This is a genomic window from Dictyoglomus thermophilum H-6-12 (genome assembly GCF_000020965.1).
Classification (GTDB): Bacteria; Dictyoglomota; Dictyoglomia; order Dictyoglomales; family Dictyoglomaceae; genus Dictyoglomus; species Dictyoglomus thermophilum.
In genome coordinates this window covers 1,817,631-1,839,674 of sequence record NC_011297.1, presented here as the reverse complement: position 1 = coordinate 1,839,674, position 22,044 = coordinate 1,817,631, and the positions used below count along the sequence as shown (strand labels likewise).

The window sequence follows — 22,044 nt, the reverse complement described above, 5'->3', positions numbered from 1 at the left end:
AATGTTTTTAGTTATAAGAGATCTTTACAAAAGCGACAAGAAATTTGCTTTTGGTTTCACAGTCTTAGTAGTATTAGTTTTTTTAGCTTTGCTCTCTTTTTTTGCTCCTTATGATCCAAAACTTTGGAATGTAGCTCCTAAAAATCTTCCTCCTTCTTTTAAATATATATTAGGAACAAACTCCATGGGACAAGACATATTTTGGAATTTAACTCATGCTATTAAAAACTCTCTCTTCTTAGGATCTCTTACAGCTATAATCTCTATTTTGGTGGGGACAATAGTAGGGCTTATAGCAGGATATTTAGGGGGTAGAGTAGATAGGATATTGATGTCTATTAATGATAGCTTTATTGTGATTCCAAGTTTACCTATATTGATTCTTATTTCTTCTATTATTAAACAACACATAAGTATAATTTTGATAGCTATAATTTTATCTTTGTTCTCTTGGCCTTGGGGAGGAAGGCAAGTTAGATCTATAGTGTTAGGTCTTAGAGAAAGGGAATTTACCTATACTGCTAATTTTTCTGGAATGGATACTTTAAAGATTGTACTTACAGAACATTTGCCCTTTGTTATTCCATGGGTCATGGCTAATTTTATAAATACAATTCTATGGGCCATAGGAATGGAGACTACATTGGCCATATATGGACTTTCTAGTTTAGAAACTTCTACTATAGGAACAACCATATATTGGGCTCTTCAGTATCAGGCTCTTTTAAGGGGTATATGGTGGTGGATATTTACTCCTGTCCTTATAGCCATTTTACTCTTTATATCCCTCTATCTTCTTTCAGTAAGTGTAAGTAATTATTTAGATCCAAGGACCAGACTTCAGAGGATGAGGATGAAAGAAGGAGGCTTGGAGGCTTAAATGGAGATTTTAAAAATAGAAAATTTGAGAGCTTATTATATAACTTCTCTTTATGGAGTGGAAAGAAGAGTAAGGGCTGTAGATAATGTGAGTCTTGAAGTTATGGAAAATGAGATTCTTGGCATCGCTGGAGAGTCAGGTTGTGGTAAAAGTACTCTTCTAAAGACTATGATTGGTCTCATAAAGCCGCCTCTTACTATACTTGGTGGAAAAATTACATATAAATTTGACGGAAAAGATATAGATATTGTCTCTCAAAAAGAGGAAATAAATAATCTGAGATGGAAAGTTTTCTCTTATGTACCTCAAGGCTCAATGAGTGTGCTTAATCCAACCCGTAAGATTATAAAAACCTTTGAAGACTTGTTAAAGGTGCATCTTAAGATAGAGGGTAAAGAGGAGATAAAAAAGCTTTCTGAGGAGCACTTAAAGGCTTTAGGTCTTCCTTCAGAAGTTTTAACCTCATATCCTCATCAACTTTCAGGAGGAATGCGCCAGAGGGTTACTATTGCTTTAAGTACTCTTCTAAAGCCAAAGGTTATAATTGCTGATGAGGCTACTACAGCCCTTGATGTAGTAGTTCAAAGAGGAGTTATTCAACTTTTAAAGAGAATTCAGTCTGAGTTTAAGAATAGCATCATAATAGTTACTCATGACATGGGAGTTCATGCTAATATTGCGGATCGAATTGTCATCATGTATGCTGGAAAAATATTAGAGGTAGGTTCTGCAAAGGATATTTTTAAGAATCCTCTCCATCCTTATACTAAATATCTTATTGATTCTCTTCCTAAAATTGGAGATAAAACCTTTAAAAAGAGTGTGCCAGGAGCTCCTCCTTCTTTATTGAATCCTCCAACAGGTTGTAGATTTCATCCAAGATGCGGTATGGCTATGGAAGTATGTAAAGAGAATGTTCCTGCTCTTATAGATGTAGGAAGTGGTCATAAAGTGGCTTGTTTCTTATATAGTAAGGAGGCTGAAATTTCATGAATGAACAAAAATATCTACTTCATGTTAAGGATTTAACAAAAGTATTTATCATAGGAGGAAGATTTTTAGGAGTAAAACTGGTGGCTGTTAATAAAGAAAGTTTTAGCATTTCTCAAGACAAACCTGAAATCTTTACCATTGCAGGAGAGACTGGATCTGGAAAAACTACTCTTGCACGTATGATCCTTGGCCTTCTTGAACCGACCTCAGGAGAGATATTATATAAAGGCGTAAATATAGCAAAACTAAATTCTAAGAAGGATAGAAAAAATTTTATGAGGGAAGTACAACCTATATTTCAAAACCCTTTTGAGGCTTTTAATCCTTTGAAAAGAGTGGATTCTTACCTTTATGAAACCGCAGTAAATTTTGGGGTAGTAAGTAATAAAGGTGAGGCCAAAGAAGTGGTTAATAAAATGCTTGAGGTTGTAGGGTTGAGTTTGAGGGAAATAGAGAAAAGATATCCTCATGAGCTTTCAGGTGGACAACTTCAAAGAGTCTCTATAGCAAGAGCTTTGATAACCACTCCCTCTCTTTTAGTAGCGGATGAGCCTGTCTCTATGGTTGATGCTTCTTTAAGAATGTCTATAGTAAACCTTTTTAAAGATTTAAAGGAAAAGATGGGTGTGTCTGTTATATACATAACCCATGATTTAGCAACAGCTTATTATATAAGTGATAGAATTGCCATAATGTACAGAGGAAATATAGTAGAAATGGGACCAGTAGAAAAGGTTATGTTAAATCCTCTTCATCCATATACTAAGCTTCTTATTGCTTCTGTGCCTGAGGCAGATATTGACAAGCGTTGGACAGGAGAGATTAAACTTTCTACCCAAGAAGTGAAAGAGTTTACAAAATTAGGTTGTAAGTTTTCTGAAAGATGTGATGAGAAGGATAGTAAATGTATCAATGAGGAGCCCAAAAAGGTTTTTGTCGATGATAGGTGGGTTATGTGTCATAAATATGCAAAAAATTAACTTTAAGATTAAGGAGGTTAAATAGCTTATGGTTAAGATTAGTATTATAGGTGCAGGTAGCGTGTCCTTCTCTATGAAGCTTATCCAAGATCTTAATTATTACAAAGATCTCTCTGGAAGTACTGTGGTATTTATGGATATAAATGAGGAAAGATTAGATTTGGTTTATACTCTCGCAGATAAGTATATGAAAGAGACTGGAGCAAATTTAAAACTGGAAAAAACTACAGACAGAAAAAAAGCAATTGATGGAGCAGATTTTGTAATTAATACAGTAAAAGTTGGTGGATATCATAACATGGAGAAGGAAAGAGAGATTGCAGAAAGTCTTGGATACTACAGGGGTTTTGGAGATAGGGTAAGTGATTATTATGGTGGATTTGCAGCTTATGAGCAGTTGAAGTTTATAAGAGAGCTTGCAAAGGATGTGGAAAAGTTTGCGCCTGATGCTTGGTATATGCAGGTTTCAAATCCAGTATTTGAAGGGACAAACTTAGCTTTAAGAGAGACAGGACTAAAGGTTGTAGGTTTTTGTCATGGATACTTAGAATTATTCCATCTTATAAGAGTACTTGGACTTGATCCCAAAGATGTAGAAGAGCAGGTAGCAGGATTTAATCATTCTATTTTTCTTACAAAATTCAAATATAAAGGAGAAAATGCCTATCCCTTGATAGATAAATGGATAGAAGAGGAAGCGCCAAAACTTTGGAGTTCCTACGAATATATGATATCTCCTTGGGAATACACCCAACTTTCACCTGCAAGTGTGGAAATGTATAGGTTATATGGACTATTTCCCATAGGAGATACACCAAGGGCTGTTTCTCCATGGTGGTTTCATACCGATTTAAATGAGAAGAAGAAATGGTATCCTGCAGGAGGTCCTGATTCTGAAATAGGTTGGACTATGTATCTTTACGGTTTAAAAATGAGGCTTGCTCAGATGGAGAGACTGGCAAGAGATCCTAATGTATCCATAGTAAAGGAACTTCCTGTAGAAGAGAGTATGGAGTCTATAATTCCTTTTGTGGATGCTATAGTCAATAACCATAGGAGAAGACTTGTATTGAATGTGCCAAATCAGGGTGCAATTCCGGGAATTCCTGATGATGTGATAGTGGAAATTCCGGTATATGTGGACAAGAATGGAATAGAAAGGGAAAAGATAGAAAAAATACCATCGAGATTAATGCTATATGTTCTTATACCCAGATGGTTGAGGATGGAAAGGATACTACAAGCTTTTCAAGAAGGGGATAGAATTAGTCTCTTGCTTATGGTTATGGACGATCCAAGAACAAAGAGCTTTGAACAGGGTAAGAATTTAGTAGAAACTATGCTTTCTCAACCTTGGAATGAAGAGATGAATAAACACTATAAATAAATTAGGGAGGGGAGATTTCTCCCCTCCTTATGTCATTTATAAATAGATTCTTTTAAGCTCTTCTAAATAAACTTTATTGAGTACTCCCGAGAGAAATATTTGAGATAAAGTATGGTGTCCCCTTTTTTCTGCCCAGTGCCACCATTTTTCAATGTTTTTTTCATTTAATAATCCGAAAAACCTTTGTATAAAGTTTCCTATCTCGTATATTCTCCCAAGTTGTATCATCATCTTTACCTCTAATATGGGATGTTTTTGATAAAAATATATGGCAGATCTTGCTCTTTCTTTTTCTTTATTTATAAGGTAGGAGAGATTCTCAAGCTTAGGCGGAGTTTGTATATGCCATACAGTAACTTTTTCAGAATTTATTTTTCTAATGTTTAATTTTTTAATTCTTATTCCAAGTTCCAAATCTTCCCATCCATAGAAAGTGAAGTTTTCGTCAAAGAAGCCTGTTTTCAGTAAAATATCTCTCGCAATACTTGCGTTACCTGTAGCAAAATAAGCCGAGGAGAAGTCTCTTAGTTTAAATTTTTCTTCCCATGGTTTTTCAAGATTATAAGTGTTGATTACAGGTCCTTGGACAAGTACATTAAAGTTATTCTCTTTTTGGATTTCAAAATGATTTTTTAAAAAGTCTTTTTTTACATATATGTCGCTATCTATAAAAACTATCAATCTGCCTTGCGCAATTTCAAGGGCTCTATTTCTTGTATAGGCAGGTCCTCTCCTTTCCTTGTTTTTTATATATCTTAGTTGGGTATATTTTTCTTTAAGTTCCTCTATATAAGAAGAGGTTTCATCTTCTGAACCATCGTCAGAGAGAATAACTTCATACTTTCCCTCAAAGTCTTGATTGAGTATTGGGGGAAGAGTAATTTCTAAGATTTTTCTTCTGTTGTATGTAGGTATAATTACACTTACATCCATGAGGTAAATTATATCAGAATTTTTAAGATTTGGATTTGTTAATGGAGATACTTGTTATTGTAAGGAAAATATTTTAGAATTTGAAATGATAATTTAAGGGGGATTTTTGTAGAAGAGATAAAAAAGTTTCAGATTTTGCGAAGATTTAATCTTTTTATGGGATTTCTTCACCTTTTGCAAGGAATTTTGATGATCGTTTTGAGCAATGATAAAACTTATCCCATTTATTCCAACTTTTTAGCTTTTGATAGGGTAACTTCTTCTCTTGAACCTAATCCTCAATTAATCTATAATTTGAGATTTGGTCCTGCTGTAGCTCTCTTTTTACTTATTTCTGCCATAGCTCATTTTTATATTTCTACCGTTGGTTATAATCAGTATGTCAGCTTTCTGAAAAGGAGAATGAACCCAATTAGATTCTATGAATATGCTTTAAGTTCTTCTCTTATGATAGTGTTAATAGGTATGTTGGTAGGAGTTTGGGATATAGGCACATTAATTGCTATGTTTGGAGTTAATGCTACCATGAATCTTTTTGGAATAATGTTTGAGATTCATAATCAATATACTGAAAAAACTAATTGGCTTGCTTTTATATATGGCTGTTTTGCGGGAATTATTCCTTGGATTGTGATTTTTCTTTACTTTTATGGTTCTCTTAGTTCTTCAGAGGCCAAGCCTCCAGCTTTTGTTTATGCAATCATTCCTACAATTTTTATTTTCTTCAATATGTTTGCAATTAATGCTTTCTTACAGCATAAAAAGGTTGGCCCTTGGAAGGATTATCTCTTTGGAGAGAAGGTTTACATACTTTTGAGCCTATTTTCCAAGAGTGCTTTAGCCTGGATGATTTTTGCAGGAACTTTAGCACCAGTTTAGCTTTAAGGAATAGAAGAAAAGTTATATACTAAAATATGAAAATTCTTGTGTTAGAGGACGACAAAAAGATAGCTCATCTTTTGGAGTTAGAGCTTACCCATGAAGGTCATGAGGTGAGGGTTGTGGGGGATGGGTATGATGCTCTAATTGAAGCGGAAGAATTTAAGCCTGATGTGGTTATTCTTGATATTATGCTACCAGGACTTTCTGGAAAAGAGGTGGCTAAAAGATTAAGGGATAAGTATCCTGACCTTGGAATAATAATGCTTACTGCCTTAGGAGATGTAAAGGATAAGGTGGAGGCTTTTAATTTAGGAGCAGATGATTATGTGGTTAAACCTTTTAGTATAGAAGAACTTCTTGCAAGAATCCAGGCTGTTGCAAGGAGAAAAGAAAGAAAAGAGGAGGTTATAAGCAGTGAGGGGATTGAGCTTTATGTAGATCAGCATAGGGTAATTGTGGATGGCAAAGAGGTAGATTTATCTAAAACTGAATTTTCTCTTCTTTATCTTCTCATGAAGAATGAGAATATTGTTCTTTCTAAGGAGAAGATTTTGTCATCGATATGGGGAGATTACGATGATGAAAGAGAGAATCTTGTAGAGGTATATATAAACTATTTGAGGAAAAAATTGGGGGATAAGGGGAAATATATTAAAACTATAAGGGGAATAGGTTATTCCTTTAGGAAGGATTAATATATGAAGATTGCATGGAAAATTACGCTTATTTATGCTTTTATTCTTTTCTTTCTTATAATCATTCTTTCTTTTATTTTTTATGTACAAACTCAAAATGTTTTAATGGACGAGAATAAGAAAGACCTCTATAGGACCTTTATGGGGCTTGGTATAGGAAGGGGCTTTATGATGGGAAGAATGATGGGGGGAAGGATTTCCTCTTTTTATATCTCGGAGAAGGAGAATATAATTCAGGATCCCTTTAACTTAGGGCTTGTAGAAAAGGAAGGTATATACCAGACTTCTGAAGGAAGTTATGTGCTGGTTATAAAGAGAAATGATTACTTTATTGGAAAGGATATAACTTCCACCATAATTTCTTTAAATCGTTTAAGGAGAACCTCTATTTTTATCTCCCTCTTAGGAATAGTTCCCTCTCTTTTTATTGGTTATTTTCTATCTCAAAGAATGTTGTATCCTATTCGTAAAATTATAAGGGATGCTAATTTAATTGATATTAAAAAGCCAGGAAATAGGATAGAGCTTCCATCGGCAAGGGACGAGTTATGGGAACTTGCAAATACTCTTAATGTTTTACTTGATAGAATAGAGAAAGCCTACAAAAGGGAGGAAGAATTTTCTTCTGATATATCTCATGAGTTAAAAACTCCCTTGACTTCTATTTTGGGATATATAAGAATGCTTAAGAGATGGGGAAAAGAGGATAAGAAGGTTTTGGAAGAGTCTTTGGATATATTGGAAAGTACTACTTTAGATATGATAAACATGGTGGATACTCTTCTTGAAATATCAAGGGTTCCTGAAGATATTGAAAAGGAAGATGTAGATGTTGGAGAATTTCTAAGAGAGATTTGGGAAAAGTATAAAGGTATATATCCTAATTTCGAATTTAAGATACGTATTAATGATGGTCCTATAATAAAGACTTCAAAGAAAGTGATAGAAATTATTTTGGGGATTCTCATTGATAATGCTGTTAAAAACTCTCTTGATAAAAAAGAGATTGAGATAGGATATAAAGAAGGAAAATTTTTTGTTAGAGATTTTGGAAGGGGAATACCTGAGGAGGAAATACCAAAAATCTTTGAAAGATTTTATAAGCTTGATAAATCAAGAAGTAGTAAGGGGTATGGTTTGGGGCTTTCTCTTGCTAAAAAGCTTGCAGAAAGTATTGGATCTGATATTATAGTGGAGAGTAAGGAAGGAGAGGGAAGTGTATTTTACATAAAAGTATGAAGAAAAAGATAATAATTTTTTTAATCTTAGGATTAACATTTATATCAGGTTGTGCTAGGACTGTTACTCAGAGACCTAAAGGATACTTGGGAATCAATATATCTTTTTATAATTCTTTAATTTTTAAACAAGATAACTCCTATTATGCCTTTATAGTTGCTTTTAGCAAAGATAGTACGATTACTGAAGATCCAAGTACTTGGGATTATTTTATCATGTATGATGGTGATAATCAGAAATTTTTATGGGGAATATATGATGCTGATAGTTCGAGTTGGAGTACGTCTGATTTTTCATCATATGGGACATTGCTTAGTGGGAATATTTCTGAGAATGGCTTACAATTTTCTTTTAAAATCTCTATTAGCCTTTTTTCAGGACTTACTCAGGTTTACATGAAAATTTTCTTCTTTAGTTATGATCCTTCAGCGGGTGATCCTCCTTCAGGGCTTATAGATTTGGGATGGGAGTATCCTGCTTCTGGTGTTATAAGTATAGATCTTTCTGTTTATCCTTTTAGTCTTGATCTTCCCTCTTCTGATGTAATTGAGGATGTAAGAATATGGACCGAATAAAGTTATTGTCGCTTTTTATTTCTATAGCTTTATATATCCTTTCTTATCCACCCTTTAACATTCCTTTTCTTATATTCTTTGCTATTGTTCCTCTTTTTCTCTTGCTCCCCAAACTCTCCCCAAAAGAAGCTTTTCTCTATGGCTTCTTATATGGTTTTGGATTCTATGGAATTAATTTTTATTGGATTCCAAATTTGGTGGCTAAATTTGCAAATTTGTGGGTAGGTATATTGGCAAATCTTCTTCTTATCTCTTATCTCTCTTTATATTATGGGATTTTCCTGTGGGGAGTTAAAAAGAAGGAAGAATCCATATTTTTCCCTGCTTTTTTTATGGCTCTTCTCCAATGGATAAGGTCTCATGGCCCTCTTGCCTTTAATTGGGGATCCTTAGGAGAGCCTCTGGTAAATATAATTCCTTTCCTCCAGTGGGCAAGTGTTTTTGGAGAATTAGGTCTTTCCTTTTTTGTTGTCTTGGTAAATAGGGTTTTTTCAAAGTGGAGAGCGTTAAATTTTCATAAAAAAATAGGTTTTATCTTATTTGTATTTTTTGTTTTTCTCTCTGGTTTTCTAATGCTTGGAGATTCTGAAATTAAGTATAAAATAGGAGCTGTACAGGGAAATTACGATAGTTTCTCTAAATATTTTTACACTAATATTTATGATCAATTTATAGTTCATAGAGACTTAGCCTTAAAGCTTCCTAACAATTTGGATCTTATAGTTTTTGCAGAGAGTGTTCTCTTCTGCTATCTTAATGAGTATCCTGAGTATTTAACAGGTTTAAGAGAGCTATCAGAATACAAGAATAGTCCACTTCTTATTGGAGCCTTGGAGAGAAGGGATAATAAAATATACAACTCTGCCTATCTTATAGCTCAAGATGGAAGTTATGTGACTCATAAGAAAGCCCAACTTGTACCTTTTGTAGAGGAAGTTCCATTTCCTTTTACTCTTGTAATACCTGAATATTTCAGAGGATTAATAGGAAATTATAATAGAGGACCTGGTTTTAATCCCCTTCTTTTAAAGGAAAAATCTATTGGGGTTCTAATATGTTTTGAGTCTTTGTTCTCAGATCTTGCAAGGGAGTTATCTAAGAAAGGTAGTGATTTTCTTGTGGTTATAACTAATGATGGATGGTTTGAGGGTACGCCTGCAGTTTATCAGCATAGGAATCAATCTCTTTTGAGAGCAGTTGAAAATAGGATTTCTCTTGTTCAAGTGGCAAATACGGGTATTACCTTCTTTGTGGATCCTTTTGGCAGGGTAATTAGGGAGAGTAAAGAAGGGGAGAGGAATATTTTTGTGGCAGGTTTACCTAAAAGAGTATTTTCTGTTTATACTTTTTGGGGAGATTTACCAATTTTTATAGGCTTTATTATTTTTCTTTTGATAAAATTAATAAAAGAATGAAGAGAATAATATTTATTGGATTATTAGTATTATTAGGGCTTATTGTATGGGGCGCAAGTTACTATTTTGTTCCATTGGAAAAAGAAGTTGAAAATGTTAGCTCAGAAAAAGCTGGTATATATGCTGAGAAAGTTTACTTAAAGGGGAGAAATGAAGGCAATCTTTCTTGGGAGGTTTCGGCAGATAAATTAAATATAGATCTTTTATATAAGCATTTTGTTTTTGAGGGAGATGTAAAGGGAAAAGTTTATAGGGATAAGAATCTTTCTCTTTTGATAACTACAAAGAAGGCAGAAATAGATAGGGATAAGAATATACTTAAAATTCCTACAGAGTTATATTTTGAAACTGAGGATGGGTTTAAAGGAATAGCTCCTGAAGGTATATGGTATTTTGATAGTGGAATATTTATGAGTACAAAGGGAAGAGTGAAATTTGAAAAGGTAGGAGAGTTTAAAGCAGAGGCTGACATGTTTAGGTTTGATACTAATAAGGGAAAGGCTGAGTTTGAAGGAAATGTGGTTATTGAGACTTATTATTAGGGGAGGTTAATATGAAGAGAATAATATGTATTTTCATGATCTTAATATTTATCACAGTTCCTGTTTTATCTCAGACTAAAAATCCTGTAAAGATTACTGCCCAGAAGATTTCCTATGATTATGGAAAAAAGACCACTCGGGCAGAAGGAAATGTGGTAGTAATCTACAAGCCAGGGCAAGAAGACGAAACGAGAATTACTGCAACTCTCGTGTTTTACAATCAAGATACCAATGTGGTTGAAGCTCCAGGGAAGGTAAATATATCTCAAAAGGATTTAAGTATAGTAGGCGAAGATTTAAAAGTAGACTTGAAAAAAGAGGTTCTTGAACTTAAAAAGAATGTCAATATGGTGCTCCAAAGAAAAGCAGATAACAAAGTTGAGATTACAAAGCTTTTTGCTCAAAGTGTGGTCTACTCATTAAAAAATAAGACGGGGAATATGACAGGAGGAGTAAGGATTGAGAGAGACGATTTAACAGTTTCTTCAAGTAGTGCTGATTTTGATACTGATAAGGAGATTTATACCTTTGTGGATAATGTGAAGATGGTAGATAAGGATAAGAATGAGATAAATTGTAAGAAACTTGTGGTTTATGTGAAAGATAAAGTAGTTATGGCGGAGGGTAATATTGATACTACCTTCTATGTAACCGAGTAGTTATGAGGATTAAAACTTATCATAAATACATATTTAGTGAAATATTAGGTCCCTTTTTTCTAGGGATTTTCGGATTTATTCTGGTAATGTTGATTCAAATTCTGTATGAGTTTTCAGACTTTATTATTATGAGAAGAGTAAGCTTTGAGACTGTTTTAAAGCTTCTTTACTACAAAATTCCGTCTTTGTTTGTATTTGTTATACCTGTGTCCTTACTTTTTGCCATTATTTTTTCCTTTGGAAGACTTATGAGAGATGGCGAAATCTTTGCTATGAGATCAAGTGGTATATACTTTTTTACCCTTGCTTTAGCTCCTCTTCTATTTTCTGTATTTCTTTCTTTTGTCCTTTGGTTTTTTACTTATTCTCTTATTCCTGAGTCAAACTATAGGTCAAATAGGCTTATTCAGAAATATTTCTTTTTAAATCCTGCGCCTGTAAAGGGAGAAAATATATTTTTTCATGATGAAGAGGGTAGGTATTATTATGTAAAGAAAATAATAGAAGATAAAAACATTATGCAAAATGTGTTAGTTTTTGATACCTCATCCTCTAATAAGTATCCCATAATCTATACGGCAGAGGAGGCTGTATGGAATAGAGATTCTCTGGTTTTAAAAAATGGTGTGGTTCATCACCTTGGAGATGATGCTTTTGTGATATGGGAAGGAAAATTTGAAGAGTTTAAAATAAATCTTCCCCAAGATTTTATGTATATCTTTTATAGGGATAGGACTCCTCAGGAGATGCCAACTAGTGAGCTTAGGAAAAGAATTGAGGTTTACAAAAAGGCAGGAGTGTCTGCAAGATCATACCTGGTAGAAAATTATCTTAGGATTGCTCAGAGTGTGGCTGTTCCTATCTTTGCTCTCATGGGATTTAGTGTAATTCTTCTTACAGGTAGAGGGGGAAGATTGTGGGGTACTGCTTTTAGTATAATTATTGCTTTCTTTTATTATGGTTTTAATATCATAGCAAGGTCCTTAGGAGAATATGCGGTATTTTCTCCATTTCTTTCTGCTTGGCTACCTAATATAACCTTGGGAAGTTTGAGTTTGGGAGTATTCATATGGAAAGTAAGAAAGTGGTAAATTTTATAACCTTTTTGCTTTTCATAAGTCTTTTTATCCTTAGAGTTGCCTTTTCTCAGGAAGCCTCTTGGAAGATAAAGGCAGAAAAGATCTATTTCCATTGGGAAAGCCAAGAATTTGAAGCATATGAAAATGTAGAGTTTTTAGGAAGAGATATATCAGTAAAAGCAGATTACATAAAGGGGAATGTGAAAGAAGGATTCTTTGAGGCAAAGGGCAACATAGTTTTTAAGGATAAGAATGGAGAGTTTAATGCGGAATACATGGATTACTACTATAAAGATGATAGGGCAATTATAAAGAATGTAAAGCTTAAATATCCTGTGCCAGAAAGTAATGAAAAGATGTATATAAAGGGAGAAGAAGTCAAATGGGAAAAGGGTAATGTAGATCTGAAGAAAGGGAGTTTTACCACTTGCTCTTATGATATGCCCCACTATTATATTTCTTCGTCTCAGGTTGAATATTTTCCTAATGATAGAATAGTATTTATAAACATGGTATTTTTCTTAAGGTTCCCTTATCCTTATTTCTATATTCCTATCTTTTATGTTCCCTATTATGTTCTTCCTCTTACAAAAGAGCCATCGCCATTTCCCCAATTTGGGTATGATTCAACCTTAGGATTGTACTTCTCTTATCCCTTGACCTATTCTTTGTGGGGACTTCCAGGAGTTTTAACTTTTTTAGTCTCTCAAAATCAAGGAATTCAATTTACCTTAAATCAAAAATATCAATTTCCTAATTTATCAGGAAATATTAATACTTATTACCTCTATAACTATCTCTACAATACCGATCAATTTAAATTTTCCCTCTCTGGCTTATATAAGCCTTCTTCTAACCTTTCTTTTAACTTCAATACCAATTATTTACTTTATCCCTATTCACAAAATTACTCTTTTCAAAGTTCAGCTCAACTATCCTATACTCTAAAGTCTTTTAGATCTAATATACAGGCAAATTACAATAAAACTAACTCTCAGGATACTTTTAACACTGACATTAATTCTTCAATTAGGTTAAGTGATAAGTTTAATCTTTCTACCAATATAAAATACAATACTTTAAACATTGTTTCGAGAAGTAGTGTGGAAGATTTACAAGGAAACGTTAAATTTGAATTCAATGATCAGGGGCAAAATTTTTACATATATGCTAACCAGCGTTGGACAAATACTAATGATTATCTTCTAAGAAGACTTCCTGAAGTTTACTATGGTAGAAGCTTTAATCTTTTAGGTGTTCCGTCTAAGATGGAATTTCTCTTTGGTAACTATATTGAACCTTCTTATCCTTTTACGGTGAAGACATGGAAAATGGGATATTATTTAACCCTTTCTCCTAAAATTAGTTTATCCTTTATGAATGTAAATGCTAATATGGGGTATAAACAAGAATTTTATGGAACTCAAGATGCAAGATATATTTTGTATGCTAATCTTTCCTCAAACTATAAAATTTCATCAATAGTTTCTGGTGGGATTTCTTATAATTTCCAATGGTTGGGAAGGGATATAATTACTGGTGATTTAGGAAACTCTCCTTTTTACTTTGATTACGCTTCTAATTTAAATAATTTAAACCTTTCTTTGAATTTAGGAACACCAGATGTTAGATTAAGTTTCCAGGAATCTTACAATTTCATAACCAGCTCCCTTTCCCCTCTTTCTATTTCTGGATTAATAAGGTCGGGAAATAATTTTGTTTTAACAGCAAGAACTTCTTATAATTTTAATATCCAAAAACTAAATCCTATCTTTCTTCAAGGTACTCTTAATTATCCTTGGCTCTCTATAGGTTTTGGAAGTTTGTATGATGTCAATTTAGGATCATTCCAAAGAATTGATTATAGGTTGGTTTTAAAAATAACTGGAGATTGGCATTATGCTGGTAATATATCTCTTACTGGTTATTACTTGCCTTCTACAGGAAATACACTCTATTCGCTTTCTATTGACAAAGATCTTCATTGTTTTAATTTAAAATTCATCTATTATTTCCCTTTTCAAAGTTTTCAGTTTAGCTTAGCCTTAAAGGCATTTCCTACTAAAGGAATTGAGTTTATAGGTAGACCCGAAGGATTTTCTCTCCTTCCAAATTTTTGATAGTTTTGGTATAATTTAAAGTAAAAATAAATCTTAATAAGGGGGCCTTAAAATGGGAAAATATAGATGTGTTGTATGTGGGTATGTGTATGATCCTGAAGAGGGAGATCCAGAAGGGAATATTCCACCAGGAACTCCTTTTGAAGAGCTTCCTGAGGATTGGGTTTGTCCTGTTTGTGGAGCAGATAAAAGCATGTTTAAGCCTGTATAAAGTATGTTATATTTGGTTGTTGGGAATGGGATATCAGGGATAAATACTGCTGAAGTAATTAGGGAAAGAGATAAAGAAGGCAAGATAATTATAATAACTAAAGAAAAATATCCGTACTATTCAAGACCTCAGCTTATAGAGTTTCTTGCAGGGAATATCGATTTAGATAAACTACCTTTCTACTCCGAGGATTGGTATAAGGAAAAAAATATAGAGGTTCATTATGGTGAAACAGCTTTAAAGATTGAGACTGAAGGGAAAATACTTAAAACTGATAAAAATGAATATACTTTTGACAAGCTTATAATAGCCACGGGGGCTATTCCTTCTAAACCAAACATAGAAAATATAAATACTGAAGGAGTATTTACCTTAAGAAACATAGATGATGCTCTAAATATTATCTCTTATATAAAAGGTAAAGAAAGGGCAATCCTCTTGGGGTGTGGACTTTTAGGATTGGAAACAGGAAGGGCTCTTTCTCAAAGAGGACTAAAGATAATAGGTTTGGAGTTTTTTCCAAGACTTCTTCCGAGGCAATTAGATGATGAAGGGGCTAAAATACTTCAGAATATTATTGAGAAGAAATTTTCCTTTGAATTTTACTTAGGAGTTAAGGCTCAGAAAGTAATTGGAGATGGGAAGTTTGAAGGTATAGAGTTGGAAGATGGCAGAAAAATTATGGGAGATGTTTTGATAATTTCTGCGGGTATTATCCCTGATATTGACCTTGCTAAGAATTCAGGTTTAGAGACCAATAAGGGAATTATTGTAAATAATTTTATGGAAACCAGCGCTAAAGATGTATATGCGGTGGGGGATTGTGCAGAACATAATGGTAGGATTTATGGTATTATTCCGGCATGTATAGAACAGTCAGAAGTGGTAGGAAGGAATGTGACTTTTAATAGAGTAGAGTATAAGGGGACATTACCTTTTAACTCTCTTAAGGTTACAGGGGTAGATTTAACATCTATAGGTGAGATTGAGGCTAAGGAAGGATGTGAAGTGTTTGTTAAAAAGGATGAGGAACGTGGTTTTTATAGGAAAATAATATTTAGAGAAGATGTGATTGTGGGTGCTATTCTACTTGGAAATAAAAGGAGTTATGTGAATAAAATTTTAAACCTTATAAAGAAGAGAGAGAGGGTTTTAAATAAAGAAGAGTTAATAAATGAGGATTAAACTTTATTTATTTTTCTTTTTGTTTTTAATCTCAATTAGTTTTTCATACGATTTTCAAAACCTCTATAATCAAATTAAGAATATAAGCGACAGGGTTTTTTATGTAAACTCTTTTGACGGAACCAGATTAGCTTATAGAGTAGCAGAGCCTAAAGAACCTAAATATGTCTTAATTTTCATCCATGGTATATCCCTTTACGGTAAGTATTATTATCCCTTTTTAAAGAATCTATTTGATGATGGTATTAAGGTATATTTTTTGGATCTTAGAGGACATGGAAATTCCGAAGGGAGAAGAGGAGATTCTCCCAATGAGGATACCTTTGTTAAGGATTTGAAGAATTTTTATAGTTTTGTAAAAGAACAAAATAAGGATCTGCCTATTTATTTGGGTGGGCATAGCATGGGAGCAGGACTTTTGCTAAAATTTGTTTATTATGAGAAGATAAAACCTAAAGGCTTAATCTTAATTGCCGGAGGATTGCCAATGGAGAATTTTCGGCAAAATAATAGCTTATTAAAAATCAAAACTACCTCTAAGATTCTGTTTTTTACATCATATATATTTCCTCATTTTAGAATAATTGGCTGGGAACTACCAGAGGACATAGATGATCCTCTTATTGTTAAGGATTATTCTTATGCATTTTTTAGGGCCGTTTTTCCTTCAAATATAAAAGAAATCTGGAGGAATTTAGATATTCCTGTACTTTCTATAGTGGGAGATAGGGATGAGTTTTATCCTTCAGAAGAAGTTTTGAAGGTATATGAAAAGTATAAAGATGATAAAAGAAAATTTATTCTTTTGAAAGATACAAATCATATTAACGTCATAATAAAAAGTATTCCCTATATAAAAGAATGGATTCTTTCAGGAGGTTAGATTATGGAAGACTATGAAAAAATATTAGAGAGTTATTCAAATGCTCTTGTTAAAGTAGTAGAAAAAGTTAGTCCTGCGGTAGTAAATTTAGATCTTTCTCAAAGCACCTTTATTCCTTTTTTCTTTGGACCTCAAGAGATCAAAGGCTTTGCTTCTGGTTTTTTATTTACTCCTGATGGATATATTCTTACTAATAGTCATGTTACTCATCAGGCTTCTAAAATTCAAATCACTCTTGCAGATAGGAGAACCTATCAGGCAGAACTTGTGGGAGAAGATCCTCAGACAGATCTTGCCGTTATAAAAATTCCAGAGAATAATCTTCCTTATTTGGAACTTGGTGATTCGGAAAAGCTAAAGGTTGGACAAGTAGTTCTTGCCATAGGGAATCCTCTAGGTTTTGGGCATAGTGTAACTAGTGGAGTAATAAGTGCTCTTGGAAGATCTTTAAGGAGTTTTAGTGGACATCTTATGGAAAATATTATTCAAACTGATGCTGCATTGAATCCAGGAAGTTCGGGAGGGCCATTGGTGGATATATATGGAAGAGCAATAGGTGTAAATACTGCTATAATACAAGGGGCTCAAGGTATATGTTTTGCCATACCCATAAATACTGCAAAGTGGGTGGCAGGTCTTCTGATTAAAGAGGGGAGAGTAAGAAGAAGCTATCTTGGTATTATTGGACAAAGTGTTATACTGCCTAAGAGACTTAGGGATAATTTATCTTTAGCTCAAGAAGGAGGAGTATATGTTGTTAGAGTTGCTCCAGGAAGTCCTGCTCAAAGAGGAGGAATAAATAGTGGTGATATAATAATACAAGCAGAAAATGAGGTTATTAATAATATTGATGATTTGCATAGATTTTTGAGTCATACGCCACCAGGGAGTAGAGTGGTATTTAAAGTTTTGAGGGATAATACCATAAGAGAAGTTTATGTAACTTTAGGGAGTGAATGAGTATAAAAGAGAAATATCTGACCATAGAAAAGGAGGAAGTTTTTGAGGTAAAAATTGAGAGATCTCTATTTATAGGTATAGCTTCTCCTATTAGAGGTAGAGAGATCTCTAATATAATTAAAGAAGTAAAAGGAAAGTATAAGAATGCAACCCATTATTGCTATGCATATAGAAAGATAACAGGAGAAGAATATTTTACTGATGGGGGAGAACCTACAGGTACTGCGGGAATTCCTATTTTAAATGCCCTTAGAGAGAAAGATTTATATGATATTATAGGAATTGTGGTAAGATATTTTGGAGGGATAAAGCTTGGAGTTAGAGGGCTTATTGATGCTTACCATTATACTATGGAGAAGACCTTAGAAAAATGTAGTATTGTGGAGAGAATTGTAACAGCTGATTATTTGGTTAAGCTTTCTTATAAAGATTTCAATATTTTTAAAAGTGAAGTCTTAAAACACTTTAAGTGTGATGTGAATGAAAGTTTTGGAGAAGAAGTAATTATGGAGATAAAGGTTCCTCTCTTTTTGAAGGATGAGTTTGAAAAATTTATATCCAAAAGGGGGGTAGAATTTGAAAAAATCTGAAAGTTGTATAATTTGGGGAGAAGAATCTTTTCTTTATTCTTTTCCTGATCCCCATCCTATGAATAGGAGAAGGCTTGAAAGTTTTGACTCGGAATTTAAAAAGTCTGCGAATTCAAATAATGTAGAGTCTCCTGAGATGGCTTCTTATGAGGAGATTGCTTTGTTTCATACAAAAAGGTATATAGATTTGGTCATAGAGAAGTCTAAAACTGGAGAAGGATATTTGGACTATGGAGATACCCCTGCTTTTGTGGGGTGTTATGAGGCTGCTTCTTATGTAGTTGGTTCTGCTTTAAAGGGAGTAAAGTTAATTATGGAAGATAAATATAGACGAGTCTTTGTACCTATGGCGGGGCTTCATCATGCAAGAAGAAATAGTGCGGGTGGTTTTTGTATATTTAATGATATTGGAGTTGCTGTTGAATATTTAAGAAAAAAGTATGGGGTAAAGAATATCTTATACGTAGACATAGATGCCCATCATGGAGATGGTGTTTTTTATGAATATGTGGATGACCCTTATTTGTTTATAGCTGATGTGCATGAGGATGGAAGATTTCTTTATCCTGGAACAGGAAGAAGGGACGAGAGAGGAGAAGGGCAGGCTTTTGGAACAAAACTTAACATTCCTCTTCTTCCAGGAGCAGGTGATGATGAACTTTTGCTTGCTTTTGAAGAGATTAAGAATTTTGCTTGGGAAACCAAAGTTGAGTTTATTATATTACAGGCTGGAGTTGATGGTATTTCTGGTGATCCTATAACTCATTTGAATTATAGTGTGGAAGGTTATGGTAGGTTTGTAGAGGGCATAGTTGACTTAGCTAATCAAATTTGCGATGGTAAGATTATTATTCTTGGAGGGGGAGGATATAATCCTGAAAATACAAAGAACGGTTGGATGAAGGTGTGGAGGGTATTACAAGAAAAATAAGTATGAAAAGGATATTGGGGGATGATCTATTAATGGAAAAAGTTTTGGTGGTTTATTATTCACGTTCAGGAAAAACAAGAGAAGTGGCAGAATATATAAAAGATCTGTTAAAGGGGGATATAGAAGAGGTTATATCCTTGAGAAATAGGGACGGCTTTTGGGGGATATTGATCTCTATCTATGAGAGTTTGTTCAGAAAAAGGACTCCCATAAAGAATGTAGAAAAAGATCCGAGTAGTTATGACTTAGTTATAATAGGTACACCTATATGGGCGGGAAATTTGTCTTCACCTATAAGGACATATATTTCAAAGTTTAGAGATAGGTTGAAAAAGGTGATAGTCTTTTACACATATTCTCTGAAAAGAGAAGAAAACTCGGAAAGAAATCCTGCAAAAATTATTGAAGATGAGCTGAAAAAGATGGGAGTATTTGTAAGGGAGATAATTTCAATACATGAAGAAGAGGTTGAGAATGGAAGCTTCAAAGAAAAATTAAAGTGGAAGGAGGACTAAAGATGCTTTATGAAAAGATAACAAAGGACTATATGGCTGCGATGAAAAATAAAGACAGTTTTAGAGCAGAGGTTTTAAGTACATTAAGATCAGCAATAAAATATAGAGAAATAGAATTGAGAGAGAAGGGAAAAGAACTTGATGATCAAGAGGTTTTAGATGTGATAAAGAAAGAGATAAAAAAGAGAAAAGAAGCTATAGAAATGTATAAGCAAGGAGGAAGAGAAGATTTAGCAGAGAAAGAAGAAAAAGAACTCTTAATTTTGCAGGAATATGTACCACAAGGTTTGTCAGAAGAGGAACTTAAAGAAAAGATAAAAAGTATTATTGAAAGGGTTGGAGCAAGAACTCTAAAGGATATGGGGAAGGTTATGAAGGAAGCTATGGCAGAACTTAGAGGATTAGCCGAGGGTGAAGAAATAAGAAGGGTGGTAGAAGATTTACTTAAGGGTGAATGAAGTATAATCTGCATGTTGTATTAATAGAGCCACAAATACCATATAATACAGGTAATATAGGTAGGCTTTGTGTAGCAACAAATTCTAAACTACATCTTGTGGGGAAGCTTGGGTTCTCTCTTAATGATAAATATTTAAAAAGGGCTGGTCTTGATTATTGGAGTCTTTTGGATTATGAAGTATATAAAAATTTTGAAGATTTCTTAGAAAAAAACGAAGGTGGGAGATTTATCTTTGTAGAATTTCCAGCCTTTAAATTATATACTGAAGTCTCTTATCAAGAGGGTGATTATCTTATCTTTGGAGCAGAGGATTATGGAATTCCGAGGGAGATTATAGAAAGATATTGGGAAAATTCTGTGTCTATTCCTATGTTTGGCCCTGTAAGGTCTTTGAATTTATCAAGTTCTGTTGCTATAGTAGTTTATGAGGCTTTAAGGCAGATTAAAAAATTTTAGTGGGGGCTGTTATAGTTAATGAAAAGGAAAAAGCCTAAAAACATATGGGAGATATTTAACTTTACCTTTGCTCTTGGCACAGGGCTTCTGGGCTCTCTTCTTGTGGGTATTTTTATAGGATATTATTTGGATAAAATTTTTAAAACTTCTCCAGTTTTTCTTTTAGCCTTTACAGTACTTGGAATATGGGTGGGATTCCGTGACATATTCAGATTTTTACGGTAAATATTTAGATATTGCCTTTTATGGAGTATTGATAGGGCTTGTTTTCTTTTTTGTTTATCCCCCTATCTCTTCCTTGATTTTTGGATTATCGGGTAGTATAATTTCTTTTTGTTGGTTGGCAAGAGATTTGAAAAAATATGGTTTAAGTGGATATAATAAAAGCATACTAAAAAGATATGGAATTTTGATATTATTATTTTTATTAAGTATTAGGGCGAATATTATAGGAGTTTTCCTATTTTTGATAGGATACGTTATAGGACAATGGTATATGATATTGAAGACCTGGAGGGACAGAAATGGAACAAGGGCCTGAAATAGGACCACGGGTTGTGGCAGAACTATTTGGAATTCCTATAACAAATACTTTTATCTCTTTGCAGATAATATCCGTAGTTGTACTTCTTCTTTCTTTTTGGCTAAGTTATAAACCTAAAGAAAACCTTACGACAAAACAGAATATTATAGAAACCTTAGTTGAAATGTTTAGAAGATACCTCTCTGGCTTCCTCGAAGAACATATTGCAGAAAAATACTTTTCCTTCTTTGCAACCTTGTTTTTATTTATTCTTCTTTCGAATTGGTCTGGCTTTATCCCTGGTTTTGCTTCACCCACTTCAGATATTAACGTAACCGTAGGACTTGCTATTGGCACTATTCTTTATATTCAGTATGCAGCCTTTAAAGAAAGAGGAATAGAATATCTTAAAAGTTTTGTTTCTCCATCGGTTTTATTTCTTCCCATAAATATTTTAGAGCAAATTACTCGCCCTGTTTCCCTTGCGCTAAGGCTTTTTGGTAATATATCGGGTGAACATATTGTTCTTGGTATTATTTCTTTACTTGCTCCTCTTATTGTTCCTGTACCTATAATGGCTCTTAATATGTTTATGGGATTTATTCAAGCATTTATTTTTACAAGTCTTAGCGCTGCATATCTTGCAGCAGCATTAGAAGAATAGTAAGGAGGTAATAGTATGCTTGCATGGGTAATTATAGTTTCTATTATTACAGCTGGTTTGTCTGTGGCTCTTGTGGGTATGAATGCTACTAAGGCACAGGGAAATGCAGCAGCCAGTGCTCTTGAAAGTGTGGCTCGTCAACCTGAGGCGGGAGATCAGATAAACAGAATGCTCCTTTTTGCCCTTGCCTTTATAGAAACCATCATGATTTTTACATTGACTGTAGCATTGATTCTTCTTTTCGCAAATCCACTTCTTGGAAAACTCTAAAATAAAAAAAGAAGGCG

27 protein-coding genes are annotated in these 22,044 nt (G+C 33.7%); 26 read left to right on the top strand and 1 reads right to left on the bottom strand.

Going from position 1 to position 22,044, the window contains the following annotated elements; translation table 11 throughout:
* Position 1 precedes the first annotated feature (1 nt).
* From DICTH_RS09130 to DICTH_RS09115, 4 genes are read left to right on the top strand one after another with little or no spacing between them, the layout of a single operon-like run.
* Positions 2 to 880: an ABC transporter permease gene (locus tag DICTH_RS09130; protein WP_012547906.1), complete on the top strand. Its 879-nt coding sequence runs from the start codon at positions 2 to 4 to the stop codon at positions 878 to 880.
* Positions 881 to 1,873, top strand: coding sequence for an ABC transporter ATP-binding protein (locus DICTH_RS09125; protein WP_012548618.1), 993 nt, complete (start codon positions 881 to 883; stop codon positions 1,871 to 1,873). It begins immediately after the preceding gene.
* Positions 1,870 to 2,853: an ABC transporter ATP-binding protein gene (locus tag DICTH_RS09120; RefSeq protein ID WP_012547499.1), complete on the top strand. Its 984-nt coding sequence runs from the start codon at positions 1,870 to 1,872 to the stop codon at positions 2,851 to 2,853. Before DICTH_RS09125 ends, DICTH_RS09120 begins: the two co-directional genes overlap by 4 nt.
* A gap of 28 nt (positions 2,854 to 2,881) precedes the next feature.
* The gene (locus DICTH_RS09115; protein WP_012548332.1) at positions 2,882 to 4,240 is read left to right on the top strand and encodes an alpha-glucosidase/alpha-galactosidase; all 1,359 of its coding nucleotides are present in this window, start codon (positions 2,882 to 2,884) and stop codon (positions 4,238 to 4,240) included.
* Positions 4,241 to 4,276: 36 nt separating this feature from the next.
* On the opposite strand, the gene DICTH_RS09110 is transcribed toward DICTH_RS09115, so the two are convergent.
* Positions 4,277 to 5,173 carry a glycosyltransferase family 2 protein gene (locus tag DICTH_RS09110; protein ID WP_012547322.1) on the bottom strand — a complete coding sequence of 299 codons (897 nt, stop codon included), beginning with the start codon at positions 5,171 to 5,173 and terminating at the stop codon, positions 4,277 to 4,279.
* 135 nt (positions 5,174 to 5,308) lie between these two features.
* On the opposite strand from DICTH_RS09110, the gene heR reads away from it, so the two are divergent.
* From heR to DICTH_RS09000, 22 genes are read left to right on the top strand one after another with little or no spacing between them, the layout of a single operon-like run.
* Positions 5,309 to 6,052: a heliorhodopsin HeR gene (heR, locus tag DICTH_RS09105; RefSeq protein ID WP_012548299.1), complete on the top strand. Its 744-nt coding sequence runs from the start codon at positions 5,309 to 5,311 to the stop codon at positions 6,050 to 6,052.
* Between the two features lie 35 nt (positions 6,053 to 6,087).
* Positions 6,088 to 6,750, top strand: coding sequence for a response regulator transcription factor (locus DICTH_RS09100; RefSeq protein ID WP_012547021.1), 663 nt, complete (start codon positions 6,088 to 6,090; stop codon positions 6,748 to 6,750).
* Positions 6,751 to 6,753: 3 nt separating this feature from the next.
* Complete coding sequence (locus DICTH_RS09095) at positions 6,754 to 7,989, top strand: sensor histidine kinase (RefSeq protein WP_012548581.1); 1,236 nt, start codon at positions 6,754 to 6,756, stop codon at positions 7,987 to 7,989.
* A complete protein-coding gene (locus DICTH_RS09090) occupies positions 7,986 to 8,564 on the top strand; it encodes a hypothetical protein (RefSeq protein ID WP_012547516.1) in 579 nt (192 codons plus the stop codon). Before DICTH_RS09095 ends, DICTH_RS09090 begins: the two co-directional genes overlap by 4 nt.
* Positions 8,552 to 9,979 (top strand): apolipoprotein N-acyltransferase, encoded by a 1,428-nt coding sequence (gene lnt, locus DICTH_RS09085; protein WP_012548401.1) that lies wholly within the window; start codon positions 8,552 to 8,554, stop codon positions 9,977 to 9,979. The genes DICTH_RS09090 and lnt overlap by 13 nt, the downstream gene beginning before the upstream one ends.
* On the top strand, positions 9,976 to 10,521 hold the full coding sequence (locus tag DICTH_RS09080; RefSeq protein ID WP_012548472.1) for a hypothetical protein: 546 nt from the start codon (positions 9,976 to 9,978) through the stop codon (positions 10,519 to 10,521). Before lnt ends, DICTH_RS09080 begins: the two co-directional genes overlap by 4 nt.
* 11 nt (positions 10,522 to 10,532) lie before the next feature.
* Positions 10,533 to 11,180 carry an LPS export ABC transporter periplasmic protein LptC gene (gene lptC, locus DICTH_RS09075; protein WP_012547226.1) on the top strand — a complete coding sequence of 216 codons (648 nt, stop codon included), beginning with the start codon at positions 10,533 to 10,535 and terminating at the stop codon, positions 11,178 to 11,180.
* 2 nt (positions 11,181 to 11,182) lie between these two features.
* Positions 11,183 to 12,271 carry an LptF/LptG family permease gene (locus tag DICTH_RS09070; protein WP_012548707.1) on the top strand — a complete coding sequence of 363 codons (1,089 nt, stop codon included), beginning with the start codon at positions 11,183 to 11,185 and terminating at the stop codon, positions 12,269 to 12,271.
* Positions 12,250 to 14,379, top strand: coding sequence for an LPS-assembly protein LptD (locus tag DICTH_RS09065; RefSeq protein WP_012547457.1), 2,130 nt, complete (start codon positions 12,250 to 12,252; stop codon positions 14,377 to 14,379). The genes DICTH_RS09070 and DICTH_RS09065 overlap by 22 nt, the downstream gene beginning before the upstream one ends.
* A gap of 52 nt (positions 14,380 to 14,431) precedes the next feature.
* Entirely contained in the window at positions 14,432 to 14,590 is a 159-nt protein-coding gene (rd, locus tag DICTH_RS09060) for a rubredoxin (protein WP_012547478.1), read from the top strand.
* A 3-nt stretch (positions 14,591 to 14,593) separates the two neighbouring features.
* Entirely contained in the window at positions 14,594 to 15,775 is a 1,182-nt protein-coding gene (locus DICTH_RS09055) for an NAD(P)/FAD-dependent oxidoreductase (RefSeq protein ID WP_041723358.1), read from the top strand.
* Positions 15,765 to 16,658 (top strand): alpha/beta hydrolase, encoded by an 894-nt coding sequence (locus DICTH_RS09050; protein ID WP_012547849.1) that lies wholly within the window; start codon positions 15,765 to 15,767, stop codon positions 16,656 to 16,658. The genes DICTH_RS09055 and DICTH_RS09050 overlap by 11 nt, the downstream gene beginning before the upstream one ends.
* Positions 16,659 to 16,661: 3 nt before the next feature.
* The gene (locus tag DICTH_RS09045) at positions 16,662 to 17,618 is read left to right on the top strand and encodes a S1C family serine protease (protein ID WP_012548726.1); all 957 of its coding nucleotides are present in this window, start codon (positions 16,662 to 16,664) and stop codon (positions 17,616 to 17,618) included.
* Complete coding sequence (locus DICTH_RS09040; RefSeq protein ID WP_012547244.1) at positions 17,615 to 18,208, top strand: IMPACT family protein; 594 nt, start codon at positions 17,615 to 17,617, stop codon at positions 18,206 to 18,208. The genes DICTH_RS09045 and DICTH_RS09040 overlap by 4 nt, the downstream gene beginning before the upstream one ends.
* Positions 18,195 to 19,139, top strand: a complete 945-nt coding sequence (locus DICTH_RS09035) for an acetoin utilization protein AcuC (RefSeq protein WP_012548052.1) — start codon at positions 18,195 to 18,197, stop codon at positions 19,137 to 19,139. The genes DICTH_RS09040 and DICTH_RS09035 overlap by 14 nt, the downstream gene beginning before the upstream one ends.
* A 32-nt stretch (positions 19,140 to 19,171) precedes the next feature.
* Complete coding sequence (locus tag DICTH_RS09030; protein ID WP_012547165.1) at positions 19,172 to 19,654, top strand: flavodoxin family protein; 483 nt, start codon at positions 19,172 to 19,174, stop codon at positions 19,652 to 19,654.
* 2 nt (positions 19,655 to 19,656) lie between these two features.
* On the top strand, positions 19,657 to 20,112 hold the full coding sequence (locus DICTH_RS09025) for a GatB/YqeY domain-containing protein (protein ID WP_012547925.1): 456 nt from the start codon (positions 19,657 to 19,659) through the stop codon (positions 20,110 to 20,112).
* Positions 20,109 to 20,570, top strand: coding sequence for a tRNA (cytidine(34)-2'-O)-methyltransferase (locus DICTH_RS09020; protein WP_012548426.1), 462 nt, complete (start codon positions 20,109 to 20,111; stop codon positions 20,568 to 20,570). Before DICTH_RS09025 ends, DICTH_RS09020 begins: the two co-directional genes overlap by 4 nt.
* Before the next feature lie 18 nt (positions 20,571 to 20,588).
* Complete coding sequence (locus DICTH_RS09015; RefSeq protein ID WP_012548303.1) at positions 20,589 to 20,795, top strand: AtpZ/AtpI family protein; 207 nt, start codon at positions 20,589 to 20,591, stop codon at positions 20,793 to 20,795.
* The gene (locus tag DICTH_RS09010) at positions 20,770 to 21,111 is read left to right on the top strand and encodes a hypothetical protein (protein WP_012548617.1); all 342 of its coding nucleotides are present in this window, start codon (positions 20,770 to 20,772) and stop codon (positions 21,109 to 21,111) included. The genes DICTH_RS09015 and DICTH_RS09010 overlap by 26 nt, the downstream gene beginning before the upstream one ends.
* On the top strand, positions 21,095 to 21,757 hold the full coding sequence (atpB, locus tag DICTH_RS09005) for a F0F1 ATP synthase subunit A (protein WP_012547483.1): 663 nt from the start codon (positions 21,095 to 21,097) through the stop codon (positions 21,755 to 21,757). Before DICTH_RS09010 ends, atpB begins: the two co-directional genes overlap by 17 nt.
* 15 nt (positions 21,758 to 21,772) lie before the next feature.
* A complete protein-coding gene (locus DICTH_RS09000) occupies positions 21,773 to 22,027 on the top strand; it encodes an ATP synthase subunit C (protein ID WP_012547711.1) in 255 nt (84 codons plus the stop codon).
* Positions 22,028 to 22,044 lie beyond the last annotated feature (17 nt).

Bases quoted from the DNA above. Each gene is read 5' to 3' on its own strand.
- DICTH_RS09110 (WP_012547322.1), bottom strand. From the start codon at position 5,173: ATGGATGTAAGTGTAATTATACCTACATACAACAGAAGAAAAATCTTA.
- DICTH_RS09130 (WP_012547906.1), top strand. From the start codon at position 2: ATGTTTTTAGTTATAAGAGATCTTTACAAAAGCGACAAGAAATTTGCT.
- lnt (WP_012548401.1), top strand. From the start codon at position 8,552: ATGGACCGAATAAAGTTATTGTCGCTTTTTATTTCTATAGCTTTATAT.
- DICTH_RS09115 (WP_012548332.1), top strand. From the start codon at position 2,882: ATGGTTAAGATTAGTATTATAGGTGCAGGTAGCGTGTCCTTCTCTATG.
- DICTH_RS09070 (WP_012548707.1), top strand. From the start codon at position 11,183: ATGAGGATTAAAACTTATCATAAATACATATTTAGTGAAATATTAGGT.
- DICTH_RS09125 (WP_012548618.1), top strand. From the start codon at position 881: ATGGAGATTTTAAAAATAGAAAATTTGAGAGCTTATTATATAACTTCT.
- DICTH_RS09020 (WP_012548426.1), top strand. From the start codon at position 20,109: ATGAAGTATAATCTGCATGTTGTATTAATAGAGCCACAAATACCATAT.
- DICTH_RS09050 (WP_012547849.1), top strand. From the start codon at position 15,765: ATGAGGATTAAACTTTATTTATTTTTCTTTTTGTTTTTAATCTCAATT.
- atpB (WP_012547483.1), top strand. From the start codon at position 21,095: ATGGAACAAGGGCCTGAAATAGGACCACGGGTTGTGGCAGAACTATTT.
- DICTH_RS09015 (WP_012548303.1), top strand. From the start codon at position 20,589: ATGAAAAGGAAAAAGCCTAAAAACATATGGGAGATATTTAACTTTACC.
- DICTH_RS09025 (WP_012547925.1), top strand. From the start codon at position 19,657: ATGCTTTATGAAAAGATAACAAAGGACTATATGGCTGCGATGAAAAAT.
- DICTH_RS09000 (WP_012547711.1), top strand. From the start codon at position 21,773: ATGCTTGCATGGGTAATTATAGTTTCTATTATTACAGCTGGTTTGTCT.
- DICTH_RS09095 (WP_012548581.1), top strand. From the start codon at position 6,754: ATGAAGATTGCATGGAAAATTACGCTTATTTATGCTTTTATTCTTTTC.
- DICTH_RS09100 (WP_012547021.1), top strand. From the start codon at position 6,088: ATGAAAATTCTTGTGTTAGAGGACGACAAAAAGATAGCTCATCTTTTG.
- DICTH_RS09045 (WP_012548726.1), top strand. From the start codon at position 16,662: ATGGAAGACTATGAAAAAATATTAGAGAGTTATTCAAATGCTCTTGTT.
- DICTH_RS09055 (WP_041723358.1), top strand. From the start codon at position 14,594: ATGTTATATTTGGTTGTTGGGAATGGGATATCAGGGATAAATACTGCT.
- rd (WP_012547478.1), top strand. From the start codon at position 14,432: ATGGGAAAATATAGATGTGTTGTATGTGGGTATGTGTATGATCCTGAA.
- lptC (WP_012547226.1), top strand. From the start codon at position 10,533: ATGAAGAGAATAATATGTATTTTCATGATCTTAATATTTATCACAGTT.
- DICTH_RS09080 (WP_012548472.1), top strand. From the start codon at position 9,976: ATGAAGAGAATAATATTTATTGGATTATTAGTATTATTAGGGCTTATT.
- DICTH_RS09120 (WP_012547499.1), top strand. From the start codon at position 1,870: ATGAATGAACAAAAATATCTACTTCATGTTAAGGATTTAACAAAAGTA.
- DICTH_RS09065 (WP_012547457.1), top strand. From the start codon at position 12,250: ATGGAAAGTAAGAAAGTGGTAAATTTTATAACCTTTTTGCTTTTCATA.
- DICTH_RS09040 (WP_012547244.1), top strand. From the start codon at position 17,615: ATGAGTATAAAAGAGAAATATCTGACCATAGAAAAGGAGGAAGTTTTT.
- DICTH_RS09090 (WP_012547516.1), top strand. From the start codon at position 7,986: ATGAAGAAAAAGATAATAATTTTTTTAATCTTAGGATTAACATTTATA.
- DICTH_RS09030 (WP_012547165.1), top strand. From the start codon at position 19,172: ATGGAAAAAGTTTTGGTGGTTTATTATTCACGTTCAGGAAAAACAAGA.